The organism is Roseateles sp. NT4, from assembly GCF_051857475.1.
Lineage (GTDB): Bacteria > Pseudomonadota > Gammaproteobacteria > Burkholderiales > Burkholderiaceae_C > Pelomonas.
The window spans coordinates 155,674-167,305 of sequence record NZ_JBPZGZ010000008.1; the positions used below are offsets into that span (position 1 = coordinate 155,674).

At 65.4% G+C, this 11,632-nt stretch carries 15 protein-coding genes; 8 read left to right on the forward strand and 7 right to left on the reverse strand.

Annotation, left to right across the window (positions count from 1 at the left end; translation table 11 throughout):
* Positions 1 to 4: 4 nt before the first annotated feature.
* A complete protein-coding gene (locus ACS5PN_RS30815) occupies positions 5 to 856 on the reverse strand; it encodes a substrate-binding periplasmic protein (RefSeq protein WP_439467845.1) in 852 nt (283 codons plus the stop codon).
* A gap of 90 nt (positions 857 to 946) precedes the next feature.
* Here ACS5PN_RS30815 and ACS5PN_RS30820 point away from each other — a divergent pair, with 90 nt between their 5' ends.
* Entirely contained in the window at positions 947 to 2,263 is a 1,317-nt protein-coding gene (locus ACS5PN_RS30820) for a GNAT family N-acetyltransferase (RefSeq protein WP_439467846.1), read from the forward strand.
* 3 nt (positions 2,264 to 2,266) lie between these two features.
* On the opposite strand, the gene hisD is transcribed toward ACS5PN_RS30820, so the two are convergent.
* Genes hisD through ACS5PN_RS30845 form a run of 5 tightly spaced genes read right to left on the reverse strand, consistent with a single transcriptional unit; the run spans position 2,267 to position 6,172 of the window.
* Positions 2,267 to 3,571 carry a histidinol dehydrogenase gene (hisD, locus tag ACS5PN_RS30825; protein ID WP_439467847.1) on the reverse strand — a complete coding sequence of 435 codons (1,305 nt, stop codon included), beginning with the start codon at positions 3,569 to 3,571 and terminating at the stop codon, positions 2,267 to 2,269.
* On the reverse strand, positions 3,568 to 4,227 hold the full coding sequence (gene hisG / locus ACS5PN_RS30830) for an ATP phosphoribosyltransferase (protein ID WP_439467848.1): 660 nt from the start codon (positions 4,225 to 4,227) through the stop codon (positions 3,568 to 3,570). The genes hisD and hisG overlap by 4 nt, the downstream gene beginning before the upstream one ends.
* A complete protein-coding gene (locus ACS5PN_RS30835) occupies positions 4,224 to 4,460 on the reverse strand; it encodes a BolA family protein (protein WP_439467849.1) in 237 nt (78 codons plus the stop codon). The genes hisG and ACS5PN_RS30835 overlap by 4 nt, the downstream gene beginning before the upstream one ends.
* A gap of 39 nt (positions 4,461 to 4,499) precedes the next feature.
* Positions 4,500 to 5,255, reverse strand: coding sequence for an ABC transporter permease (locus ACS5PN_RS30840; protein WP_439467850.1), 756 nt, complete (start codon positions 5,253 to 5,255; stop codon positions 4,500 to 4,502).
* Complete coding sequence (locus ACS5PN_RS30845) at positions 5,252 to 6,172, reverse strand: ABC transporter ATP-binding protein (protein WP_439467851.1); 921 nt, start codon at positions 6,170 to 6,172, stop codon at positions 5,252 to 5,254. Before ACS5PN_RS30845 ends, ACS5PN_RS30840 begins: the two co-directional genes overlap by 4 nt.
* 61 nt (positions 6,173 to 6,233) lie before the next feature.
* On the opposite strand from ACS5PN_RS30845, the gene ACS5PN_RS30850 reads away from it, so the two are divergent.
* The 4 genes from ACS5PN_RS30850 (at position 6,234) to ACS5PN_RS30865 (ending at position 8,619) form a co-directional block, all read left to right on the forward strand.
* A complete protein-coding gene (locus ACS5PN_RS30850; RefSeq protein WP_439467852.1) occupies positions 6,234 to 6,893 on the forward strand; it encodes a TetR/AcrR family transcriptional regulator in 660 nt (219 codons plus the stop codon).
* Positions 6,894 to 6,906: 13 nt separating this feature from the next.
* Positions 6,907 to 7,680, forward strand: a complete 774-nt coding sequence (locus tag ACS5PN_RS30855) for a hypothetical protein (RefSeq protein ID WP_439467853.1) — start codon at positions 6,907 to 6,909, stop codon at positions 7,678 to 7,680.
* Positions 7,681 to 7,818: 138 nt separating this feature from the next.
* Positions 7,819 to 8,160: a hypothetical protein gene (locus ACS5PN_RS30860; protein ID WP_439467854.1), complete on the forward strand. Its 342-nt coding sequence runs from the start codon at positions 7,819 to 7,821 to the stop codon at positions 8,158 to 8,160.
* A gap of 114 nt (positions 8,161 to 8,274) precedes the next feature.
* Positions 8,275 to 8,619, forward strand: coding sequence for a hypothetical protein (locus ACS5PN_RS30865; RefSeq protein WP_439467855.1), 345 nt, complete (start codon positions 8,275 to 8,277; stop codon positions 8,617 to 8,619).
* Between the two features lie 102 nt (positions 8,620 to 8,721).
* Here the strand turns inward: ACS5PN_RS30865 and ACS5PN_RS30870 are convergent, their stop codons facing one another.
* A complete protein-coding gene (locus ACS5PN_RS30870; protein ID WP_439467856.1) occupies positions 8,722 to 9,027 on the reverse strand; it encodes a hypothetical protein in 306 nt (101 codons plus the stop codon).
* On the opposite strand from ACS5PN_RS30870, the gene ACS5PN_RS30875 reads away from it, so the two are divergent.
* The 3 genes from ACS5PN_RS30875 to ACS5PN_RS30885 all read left to right on the forward strand — a co-directional run bounded on the left by ACS5PN_RS30875 (position 9,026) and on the right by ACS5PN_RS30885 (position 11,325).
* Positions 9,026 to 9,313, forward strand: coding sequence for a hypothetical protein (locus tag ACS5PN_RS30875; protein WP_439467857.1), 288 nt, complete (start codon positions 9,026 to 9,028; stop codon positions 9,311 to 9,313). The two genes, ACS5PN_RS30870 and ACS5PN_RS30875, sit on opposite strands and share 2 nt — an antisense overlap.
* A gap of 196 nt (positions 9,314 to 9,509) precedes the next feature.
* Positions 9,510 to 9,773 carry a hypothetical protein gene (locus ACS5PN_RS30880; RefSeq protein ID WP_439467858.1) on the forward strand — a complete coding sequence of 88 codons (264 nt, stop codon included), beginning with the start codon at positions 9,510 to 9,512 and terminating at the stop codon, positions 9,771 to 9,773.
* Between the two features lie 103 nt (positions 9,774 to 9,876).
* On the forward strand, positions 9,877 to 11,325 hold the full coding sequence (locus ACS5PN_RS30885; RefSeq protein ID WP_439467859.1) for an IS1182 family transposase: 1,449 nt from the start codon (positions 9,877 to 9,879) through the stop codon (positions 11,323 to 11,325).
* Positions 11,326 to 11,632: the final 307 nt, after the last annotated feature.

The window sequence follows — 11,632 nt, forward strand, 5'->3', positions numbered from 1 at the left end:
TCCGCTAGGGCCGGTACCAGAGCTCGGGCTTGTCCAAGGGCGTCTGCGATGACAGCAGCGGGTTGCGCAGCTCGATGACGCGCCGCGAGCCCAGCTTGGCGCGGGCCAGGTCCTCGCCGTGGTATTTCATGAAGAGGCTGTCGAAACTGCCGTTGGCGCGCAGGCGCTTCAGCCCCAGCTCGATGGCCGCCGCCAGTTCCGGCTCCTCGAAGGCGACGAAGTAGTAGATGGCTGCCGGGTAGTGCAGGCAGATGTTGGGCACGACGGCCAGGCCCTGGCCGTAGCGCTCCAGCTCCCACCAGATCTCCTCGACCGAGCGCGGGAAGGCATCGGCCCGCCCCAGGCGCAGCTGCTTGAACATCGCGTCATAGCTGGGCGACACGATGACGTTGAGGCCGTTGGCCTGCAGGATGCCGGTATCCGGCCATTCCAGGCCCTGCACCAGGGAGAACTGGCGCAGCTCGGCCGGCGTCTTCACCTCGGCCATGCGCGCGGCCACCTCGGACGAGGCCAGCAGCAGCCGCCAGCCATAAAGCCCCTTGAAGATGGGCACGCGAACGGGCTGGGCCTGCTGCTCGCGCTCGACCGAGGTCATGGTCCAGAGCACGTCAAGCCGCCGGTGCTTGCCGAGTTCCTGCAGCGCGCGGTTCTGGGGGATCAGCTCGGACGTGGGTTCCAGTGACACCGGCATGCCGGCCGCGGCCAAGGCCTGCTCCAGCAGCACGGCGGCGTAGCTGCGCTCGGTCTCGGCCTTGGGCGAGACATGGGGAATGCGCAAGCGGCGCGGAGCGCCCTGGGCAGAGGCCAGGGGAAGCGCTGCCGAAGAAAGGATGAGATCGCGTCGTCGCAAGGTCATGCGCCAGAGTAGCCGAAGCGACAGCGTCCGTTCAATCGCGGCAGCCCCGAGTGGGTTAGCCTGTCTATCCCGCAACCCTTCCCTTGCTCGATGCCCCTGTCGCCTCTCGTCAAGAAGCCCCTGCAGGCCACGGCTGCCAAGCTCAAGCGCACCGGACGCGCCCTGGGCAAGCTCAAGCCCCAGCAGGTCAACCCCGTCCAGGCCCTGCAGGACATCAAGGCCCGGCGTATCGCCAGGCGCTCGGCCTCGGGCCTGCAGTTGGTGCTGGCTGACCGCATCGACTTCGTCAACCCGCAGCACTGGGACGCCCTCGCCGCCCAGACCGTCTTCCTGTCGCGCGACTATCTGCGGGTGCTGGAAGCGCATGCGCCGGACAACCTGGAACCGCGCTACGCCATGGCCTATGCCGACGGCGAGCCGGTCGCCGCCCTGCTGCTGCAGCGCGTGGCCGTGGGCGGCGCCCAGCTGCGCAAGCCCGGTGGCAAGAAAAAGCTGGTCGACGCCCCGATGGCCGGCCTCAAGGAACATCTGCTGGTCTGCGGCAATCTGCTGGTCTGGGGCGCGCGCTCCATGGCCCTGGCGCCGCATGCCGACGAGGGCCAGCTCTGGCACGGCATCTGCGAAGCGATCTACCGCCTGCGCCGCGCCGACAAGCTGGATGGCCAGTCCGACTTCGCGCTGATCAAGGATTTGGGGCTGGCCCTGGACGACGTGCCGCCGGCCCTGCGCCTGCTGGGCTATCGCAGCGTCGAGACCGAGCCCGACATGGTGCTGACGCTGCGACCCGAATGGCGCAGCTGGGACGACTATCTGGCCAGCATGACTTCGGGCTATCGCAGCGCGGCCAAGAAGCTGCTGAAGGACTGCGCCAGCGCCGGCTTGACCATTCGCCTGGCGACGGCCGAGGAGATGGCGGCGCGCGCCGACGAGCTGCATGGCCTCTACGGCCAGGTGCACAACGCACAGGGGCTGAGGATGGCCACGCTGACGCCCGGCTATCTGCCGGCCATGGCAGCCGCTCTGGGTGATCGCTTTCGCTGCCGCGTCGTCGAGGCCGCCGATGGCCGCTGGCTGGGCTTCGTCACCAGCGTGAACGATGGCGCGACGACGCTGGGCTACTACGTCGGCTACGACCGTCCGGCCAATGCCGACGCGCCCATCTACCTGACGCTGCTGCAGTCGACGGTGCAGGACGCCATCGCCTTCGGCTCGACGCGCCTGAGCCTGGGCCGCACGGCCCTGGAACCCAAGGCCAAGATGGGCTGCAAGCCCGAGCCGCTGAGCTGCGCGGTGCGCCACCGCGTGTCGGCGCTGAACTGGATCACGACCGCGCTGACCAAGACGGCCGAGCACGACGAGCCGCCGGAGCGCAGCCCCTTCAAGGCCGCGCCTGTCGACGCAGCCTGAGAGTCATTTCAAGCGGAGTTCGGCCGCTCGGGCGTGGGCCTGCAGGCCCTCGCCGTGGGCCAGCACGCTGGCGATGCGGCCCAGCTCCTGGGCGCCCTTTTCGCTGACCTCTATGAGGCTGCTGCGCTTCTGGAAGTCATAGACGCCCAGCGGCGACGAGAAGCGCGCCGTGCTGGACGTGGGCAACACGTGGTTGGGGCCGGCGCAGTAGTCGCCCAGGCTCTCGCTCGTGTAGGCGCCCATGAAGATGGCGCCGGCATGGCGCAGCAGGGGCTCCCAGCGTTGCGGCTCGGCGGCGCTGATCTCCAGATGCTCGGGCGCGATGGCGTTGCTGATCTCGCAGGCTTCTTCCATCGAGCGCGTCAGGATCAGTGCGCCGCGGCCTTCCAGCGAGGCACGGATGACGGCCTCGCGCGGCAGCGAGGGCAAGAGCTTTTCCATGCTGGCGTGCACAGCCTCCAGGTAGGCGGCATCGGGGCTGAGCAGGATGCTCTGGGCCAGCTCGTCATGCTCGGCCTGGCTGAACAGGTCCATGGCCACCCAGTCCGGCGGCGTCGTGCCATCGGCGATGACGAGGATCTCGCTGGGGCCGGCAATCATGTCGATACCGACCTGGCCGAAGACATGCTTCTTGGCCGAGGCCACATAGGCATTGCCCGGGCCGGTGATCTTGTCGACACGCGGGATGGTGGCCGTGCCGTAGGCCAGCGCGGCCACGGCCTGGGCGCCGCCAATGGTGAAGACGCGATGCACGCCAGCGACGGCCGCAGCGGCCAGCACCAATGGGTTGCGCACGCCATCCGGCGTCGGCACGACCATGATGATTTCCTGCACGCCGGCCACGTGGGCGGGAATCGCATTCATCAGCACGCTGCTCGGGTAAGCAGCCTTGCCGCCCGGCACATACAGACCGACGCGGTCCACGGGCGTGACCTTCTGGCCGAGCAGATTGCCGTCTTCGTCGCGGTAGCTCCACGACAGACCACAAGCCTGCAGCTGGCGCTCGTGATAGGCGCGCACACGCTTGGCAGCGGCCTGCAAGGCGTCGCGTTGCTCGGGCGTGATGGAAGCCAACGCGGCCTGCAGTTCGGCCTGGCCGATCTCCAGCGCGCCGACGCCGTCGGCATTCACGCGGTCAAAGCGGGCGGTGTAGTCCAGCACGGCGGCGTCACCGCGCTTGCGCACATCGGCCAGGATCTCAGCCACGCGGCCTTCGATGGCGGCATCCGTCTCCGCCGACCAATGGCGCAGGCGCTCGAACTCGTTCGAGAAGTCGGCGGCGGCGGTCGAGAGTTGGCGGAGCTTCATGCAGCGATGGCTTGGGAGAAGGCGTCGATGAGGGGGCGCAACTGGTCGCGCTTCAACTTGAGCGCTGCCTGGTTGACAACGAGGCGGGAGGAGATGTCCATGATCTGCTCCACCTCGACCAGCTTGTTGGCGCGCAGCGTGCCGCCGGTGGAGACGAGGTCGACGATGGCGTCGGCCAGGCCCGTCAGCGGCGCCAGCTCCATGGAACCGTAGAGCTTGATGAGGTCGACGTGCACGCCTTTGTCGGCGAAGTGCTGGCGGGCGATCTCGGTGTATTTGGTGGCGACGCGGATGCGCGAGCCCTGCTTGACGGCCGCTGCGTAGTCGAAGTCGGCGCGCACCGCCACGCTCATGCGGCAGCGGGCGATCTTGAGGTCCAGCGGCTGGTACAGGCCGTGCGAGCCGCCCTGGGCCAAGGCCTGTTCGTGCAACACGTCGCGACCGGCCACGCCGAGGTCGGCGCCACCGTATTGCACATAGGTCGGCACGTCGCTGGCGCGCACCAGCACGACGCGCACGCCTTCGCGATTGGTCGGCAGGATGAGCTTGCGCGAGGTTTCGGGGTCTTCCAGCACCTCGATGCCGGCGGCGCGCAGCAGCGGCAGCGTCTCTTCGAAGATGCGCCCCTTGGACAGCGCCAGGGTGAGCGCGCTCATTGGAATTCCTCAGGCGTCAGCGTCTTCATCGACAGCGCGTGGATCTGCTCGCGCATGCGGTCGCCAAGGGCCGCGTAGACCCGCTGATGGCGCTTGATGCGCGACAGGCCGGCGAACTCCGCCGAAACGATGGTGGCGAAGAAATGGCGCCCGTCGCCCTCGACTTCCAGATGCGCGCAGGCCAGGCCTGCGGCAATGAAATCGCGCACTTCTTGCGGGGTCGGGTCGGCCATCACGGGTCCTTCTGGAAAACCCGTGATTCTAGAGAGCGCCTAGGAACGGATCTTGTAGCCCTTCTTCAGCAGGGACAAAGCCAGACCCGCCGTCACCGCGAAGCTCACGCCGACGACCGCCAGGCTCAGCCACGGCGACACGTCGCTGACGCCGAAGAAGCCACGGCGGAAGCCGTCGATCATGTAGAAGAAGGGGTTCAGGTGGCTGATGCCCTGCCAGAAGCCCGGCAGGGAGTGCACCGAGTAGAAGACGCCCGACAGGAACGTCATCGGCATGATGATGAAGTTCTGGAAGGCGGCCAGCTGGTCGAACTTCTCGGCCCACAGGCCGGCGATCAGACCCAGCGTCCCCATCAGGCCGGCGCCCAGCACCGTGAAGATCAGCACCCAGGCAATATTGTCCAGGCCCGGCGGCGCAAACCAGGCCGTCACCAGCAGCACGCCCGCGCCCACGGCCAGGCCGCGCACGATGGCCGCTCCCACATAGGCGACGAACCAGGCCGAAGGCGACAGCGGCGTCAGCAGCAGGAAGATCAGGTTGCCGGTGATCTTGCTCTGGATGAGGCTGGAGGAACTGTTGGCGAAGGCGTTCTGCAGCACGCTCATCATGACCAGGCCCGGGATCAGGAATTGTGTATAGCCGACCGTGTCGTAGACCTTCACATGGTCTTCCAGCGTGTGGCCAAAGACGAGCAGGTACATGACGGCCGTCAGCACTGGGGCGCAGACAGTCTGGAAGGCGACCTTCCAGAAGCGCAGCACTTCCTTCTTGAACAGGGTGGAGGCGCCGTTCATGCGTGCTCTCCCTGCATGATTTCAAGGAACACGTCCTCGAGGTCGGCGCGGCCGATCTCCAGATCTTCAACGGGCACTCCCGCGGCGCGCAGCGCGGCCAGCGTGGTTTCCACCTCGGCGGCGTCATGGGCCGTGACCTGCACGATGCGGCCCGTCACGCGGGCCCGCGCCGCAATGTCCGGTGGCAGTGGTACGTCGGTCTTGAAACGCAGCATGGTCGACGCCGTGCCGGCCAGCAGCTGGGAGGTGCGGTCCAGCGCGACGATCCGTCCCTGCTTCAGCATGCCGATGCGCTGGCATAGGGCCTCGGCTTCTTCGAGGTAGTGGGTGGTCAGCAGCACCGTGTGGCCTTCCTTGTTGAGGCGGGCGATGAACTGCCACAGGGTCTGGCGCAGCTCCACGTCGACGCCGGCCGTCGGCTCGTCCAGCACGATGACGGGCGGGCGGTGCACCAGGGCCTGGGCCACCAGCACGCGGCGCTTCATGCCGCCGGACAGCTGGCGCATATTGGCATTGGCCTTGTCGGCCAGGCCGAGGTTGCTCAGCAGCTCGTCGATCCAGTCGTCGTTGCCATGCACGCCGAAATAGCCGCTCTGGATGCGCAGCGATTCGCGCACGCTGAAGAAGGGGTCGAACACCAGCTCCTGCGGCACCACGCCCAGGGCCTTGCGGGCGGCGGCGTAGTCGTCCACCACGTCATGGCCCATGACGCGCACCCGGCCTTCGGTGGCCTTGGCCAGGCCGGCCAGCACGCTGATCAGCGTCGTCTTGCCGGCGCCGTTGGGGCCCAGCAGGCCGAAGAATTCACCACAGTGGATGTCGAAGCTGACGCCATCCAGCGCCCTGACCTGCCCTCCCCGGTATGTTTTCTTGACGTTCTCGAAGGAGATGGCCGGCGGAGAGGTCTGATTGGGCATGGGGCGCGATTCTAAAAGTCAGCCCTATTTCGGTGCCGATCACTGCCAGAATGCCCTGAGCATGCCTACGCCCAAACGTCCCCGCCGCACCGCCGAGCGCATCCTGGAGGTCACCCTCGACCTCTTCAACAGCTTCGGCGAGCCCAATGTGTCGACGACGCTGATCTCGGCCGAACTGAAGATCAGCCCGGGCAATCTCTACTACCACTACCCGGCCAAGGACGAGCTGGTCAACGCCCTGTTCGGCCGCTACGAGGCCGAGCTCAGCGAACTGCTGGCCGCCGCCGACAACGTACGCAATGTGGAGGACGCCTGGCTGTTCTTCCACATGCTGTTCGAGCTGATCTGGAAGCACCGCTTCCTCTACCGCGACCTGAACGACCTGCTGTTCAAGAACCGCCGCCTTGAAACCCATTTCCAGAGCCTGCTGGCCGCCAAGGAGCAGGCCATGCGCCATGTGCTGTCGGGCCTGCACCTGGGCGGCGCGCTGAAGATGGAACTGCGCGAGGCCGCGCCGACGGCCAATGCCATGGTGGTGGTGGTGAGCTACTGGCTGAGCTACGAATACGTGCGCGACCCGCGCCATGCGCTGGAGCCCGACCGTGCCGGCGCCGCCCTGATGCGCGGTGCCTTCCACGCCCTTTCCCTGCTGCTACCCTACCTCGAGCCTGCATCCAAGGATCACCTGTTCAAGCTCGCCGGCAACTATCAACAATCCTGAAGGAGACATCGCGATGGCCAAGTGGACCGCCTTCCCCTATGACAACAGCGCCTTCGTCTACACGGCGGCCACGCTGAAGAAACACTGGGCCCGCCTGCATGCCGGCGATGCCGAGCCCTTCCCCAAGGACGCTGCCGTCGTGCAGGCCTGGATCCACTTCCACGCCGGTGATTTCCAGGCCGCCTATGACGCCGGCCTGGCCGCTGACGGCGCCGGCATCACGGTCGCCAACAAGGCCCAGGGCATCTACGCCAACTACCTCGAGAAGAAGGAGAAGGTGAAGCTGGAGATGTTCCTGGAAATCTCCGAGCGCGCCGAGGCCCAGCAGGGCGAAGAGCCCAAGAACGCCAACGCCTACTACTGGCAGGCCTACGCCCTTGGCCGGTACGGCCAGGGCATCAGCGTCGCCAAGGCGCTGGCGCAAGGCCTGGGCACCAAGGTCAAGGGCGCGCTGGAAACCACCATCGAGCTGGCCCCCAAGCATGCCGACGCCCACATCGCACTGGGCGCCTTCCATGCCGAGGTCATCGACAAGGTCGGCAAGCTGCTGGGCCGCACCCAGGGCGCCGACACGGCCACCGGACTGAAGATGTTCGAGCAGGCCCTCAAGCTCAACCCGACCAGCGCCATCGCCATGATCGAGCGCGCCAACGGCCTCGTCATGCTGGAGGGCGACAAGCGCATGAAGGAGGCCGAAAAGCTGTACGCCGACGCGGCCGCCTGCACCGCCATGGACGCGATGGAAATGCTGGACATCGAGCTGGCCAAGGAAGAACTCGAGGAGTAATTCGAGCAGTAGTTCACGGCCCGCTTGACGGGTCGTGAACTCCGTCACAACCCGATCTCCCGCGCCCCGGGGGTGCAAGTCCGCGTACGGCGGCGTAAGCTTCGTCCCCATCAGCCACCCCCCACACGAGACCGCGCCATGAAGTTCCTGATCCCCGCTTTCGCTGCCGTCACTGTCTTCGCCGCCCAGGCCGCGAACAACGCCACGCCCGAGCAGGCCGAACTGCGCGCCGAGTGCGCCAAGAGCTACACCGACACCAGCAGCATCGCCACGCCGGTTGCTTCCAACGAATACCAATTCGTCTACGCCAACGGCAAGTACAAGGGCGAAGCCAAGCCGGGCAAGCTGCTGGCTTGCACCGAAGGCCAATACGCCGCCTACCTGGACAAGGCCGACCCGGTCAAGGTGATGGCCGCCTACCCGACGGCCGCCGGCCGCCCGACCGCCGCCAAGAAGAAGGCCGAGCCCTTCCGCCTGTGATTCGGTCCTGAGCGTTTAGACACCGCCAAAAGGCGCTCCTCGGAGCGCCTTTTTGTTTTTGCGGCTCGGTCGGCCTAATGTTCAGACTCACTGGACATTCCAAGGAGCCCCGCCGTGAAGATCTTGATCGCCACCCTCGCCTGCCTGGTCAGCCTTCCCGCCCTGGCGGACGACGCCGACATGCAAAAGGCGCGGTACGAGTTGCGCACCGCTTGCGCCCAGAGCTACGCCAGCTTCATCGCCCACCAGCCGGCCGGCAACCCCGCCGAATACCGCGGTGACAAGCAGCCCGGCGACAACGCCTACTACGGCGACGCCAAGCCCTGCAGCGAGGAGCAGCTGGCGGCCTATCTCGACAAGGCCGACCCGGCACTCGTCATGCGCGCCTACCCCTCCGCCGCCGGCCGGCCCAAGGCCAAGGAGCCGACCACGGCGCCCTCCGCACCGGTCAAGGGCTGAGTCGATGCCTTGGCAACAGCTCTTCGCCTCGCGGGGTCTTGATCTTGCGTTGCTCGCCGTTCAGCCACCACGACCCGACGCTCAATTTCGAGTGCGGCCAACCTAGGTAGTTTGTGACGCAGACCTTTGCAATGGCCTTCGGCATTCCGTCGGATCATCCGAAGCCGACTTAGGCGGAAATTCTGCCGAAGCGAAGGCCAGATTTTGATAGCTCGCTTCTTGCATCGTCTTCCTATAGTCATAGAACGCCGTTGCGAGGCGCTGACCGAATCCAGGACCCGTGGCAATGCGCATGACCAGCCTTCCATCGCCGTCGCGAGCGTAAATCAATCCTGGGGCCCGCTCGAACGTCAGCTGGCCGACGCCTGGCACGGGGCCAAAGCTTCGGTTGAATTCAAACAACGCCATGGTCCTCTCCCACTTTGGCATTGAACACAGCTACGGCGTCCCGTTGGTCAGAACGCTGGCGGCCAAGCCTGCGTCATCAGATGAATCGGACATGGCGCCCGTCGAAGCACTCGAAGATGTCCCGCCACGAGTGCCCGTGGATCTCTTCGATATCGACAGCATCCAGAAACTGAGCCTTCCTGAACTCATCGCGCATGGCTTCTTGCCACGGCTCGTTCTGGGTTCGGTCAGTGGTGCGGCGCTCGGCGAGATGCATGGCGGTCTCCTGATGACCTTCTGGGCGTGATGGCGATTGGTTCATGGCATCGCCAGTGTCTGAATCGCCGCCCGCCCTGGATATCGCCCTCAAGAGGGATTCCGGATGGTCATCTCCCCCAAAAGGGGGAGACTGCATCGCACGAATCCCCACTCGGGGCGATGGTCTGCAGGGACAGCGGCCGAGACACTGGCGGCGATCGAAAGCAACCTCCTTGGAGCTAGCCATGCAAATCGCCACCGCCGCCGCCCGAAACACCTTCCAGTTGCCCGGCCTGTTTGCTAGCTCTGCCGAGGTGATTCGTCCTACTCAGTGCAACTTCCAGCGCCCGTACGGCAACGAAGTCCGCGACAGCTTCATACGCCGTACTAGCCAAATGAGCGACAACCAGTCCCATAACCGCCGCGTCCAGTTCCTGGCGGGGGTTGATGTGCGCGAGATCAGCATGGATAAGTGGACCAAAGCTAACGCCGCGTTCAAGCCAGTCTGATGTGCCGAATCGAAGTCCGCTTTGCAGCGAGGCTGTGTGAAAACCCTCCTTGGATCGCACGCACCGCTGCCTAGATTGTGGGAACGCCACTCTGGGTTGCCGCATGAAGCGATTCATTGAGGGAGAAGATCGGCACCAAGTCACCCTGCTGCCTGAGTGCCTGGACGACTTCATTGACGCAGACAACACGGTCCGAGTCATTGATGTCTTCATCGACGAGTTGGATCTCGTGGCGCTGGGCTTTGATGGCGCAAGCCCGGCAGCAACGGGCCGTCCCTCCTATCACCCGTCCGTGCTGTTGAAGCTGTACCTGTACGGCTATCTCAACCGGATCCAGTCCAGCCGGCGCCTGGAGCGCGAATGCCAGCGCAACGTGGAGCTGATGTGGTTGACCGGCAGGCTGGCCCCTGACTTCAAGACCATCGCAGACTTCCGCCGGGACAACGGCAAGGGCATTCGCAACGTGTGCCGTCGCTTCGTGCTGCTGTGCCGAGAGCTGAAGCTGTTCACCGAGGCTGTCGTGGCCATCGACGGTAGCAAGTTCAAGGCGGTCAACAACCGCGAACGCAACTACACGCCAGGCAAGATCGAGCGCCGCGAACGAGAACTCGAAGAAAGCATCCAGCGCTACCTCGATGCATTGCAGACGGCCGACAGAACGCAGCCCGTGGAGCTGCAGGCCAAGACGGTGCGGCTGCAAGGCAAGATCCAGAAGATGCGCCAGCGCATGCAAGAGCTGCAATCCGTCAAGGCGCAGCTGCAGGCCCAGCCTGACCAGCAGCTTTCACAGACCGATCCCGATGCACGCGCGATGACCACCTACAGCGCCAAGGGCACGGCCATGGTGGGCTACAACGTGCAGACCGCAGTGGACACCAAGAACCATCTGATCGTTGCCCATGAAGTGACGAACACCGGCAGCGACCGGGCGCAGCTCTGCGCGATCGCCCTGGCTGCACGAGAAGCCATGGGCAAGCGCCGGCTGACGGCCATCGCTGATCGCGGGTACTACAGCAGCCCAGTCCTCAAGGACTGCGAAGACGCAGGCGTGGCAGCAGTGGTCCCCAAGCCCATGACGTCCAACGCAAGGGCAGAGGGACGATTCGACAAGACCGACTTCATCTACATCGCCCGAGAAGATGAGTACCAATGCCCTGCGGGGCAGCGCGCCATACACCGCTTCAGTCGCGAAGAGGACGGCTTGCAGATCCACATCTACTGGTCCAGCGCCTGTCCATCGTGCCCTATGAAAGCCCAATGCACGACCAGCGAGTACCGACGCATCAGGCGCTGGGAGCACGAAGAGATCGCAGAGAGGGTGCAGCAGCGACTGGACCGCATGCCGGACGCCATGACGGTACGCAAACGCACCATTGAGCATGTGTTCGGCACCCTTAAGCACTGGATGGGCTGGACCCACTTCCTGATGCGCGGGATCGATAACGTCGGCACCGAGATGAGCTTGAGCGTACTGGCCTACAACTTCAAGCGCGTGCTCAGCATCCTCGGCTTTGCAAAAGCCAAAAGGGCAATGAGACTAGTGGGGGCGTGAGGCCCTTCTCCATTGCTGCTGGCGACGCACACGAGCCTGCAACGGGCCGTATTGCTCTCCAAATACCTCAGCAACCTGCAAACCGCGATTGCGCGCGCCAAACCGGACACGCAGCGCTTCGATTGACGACCAATGAAGCCGCCGCCGAGTTCTCACACGGCCTCCAGCGGAAGCGGACGCTACTCGCCCACGCGAATGCCCGGGTCGCCGTCGGACATTCTGACCTTCGCGCAGTTCCGCGGCGGCTTCTTGGTTCGCACACTACCGTCGGCCTGGGGAGCAATGAGCGTCTGCGGCGCCGGCATCC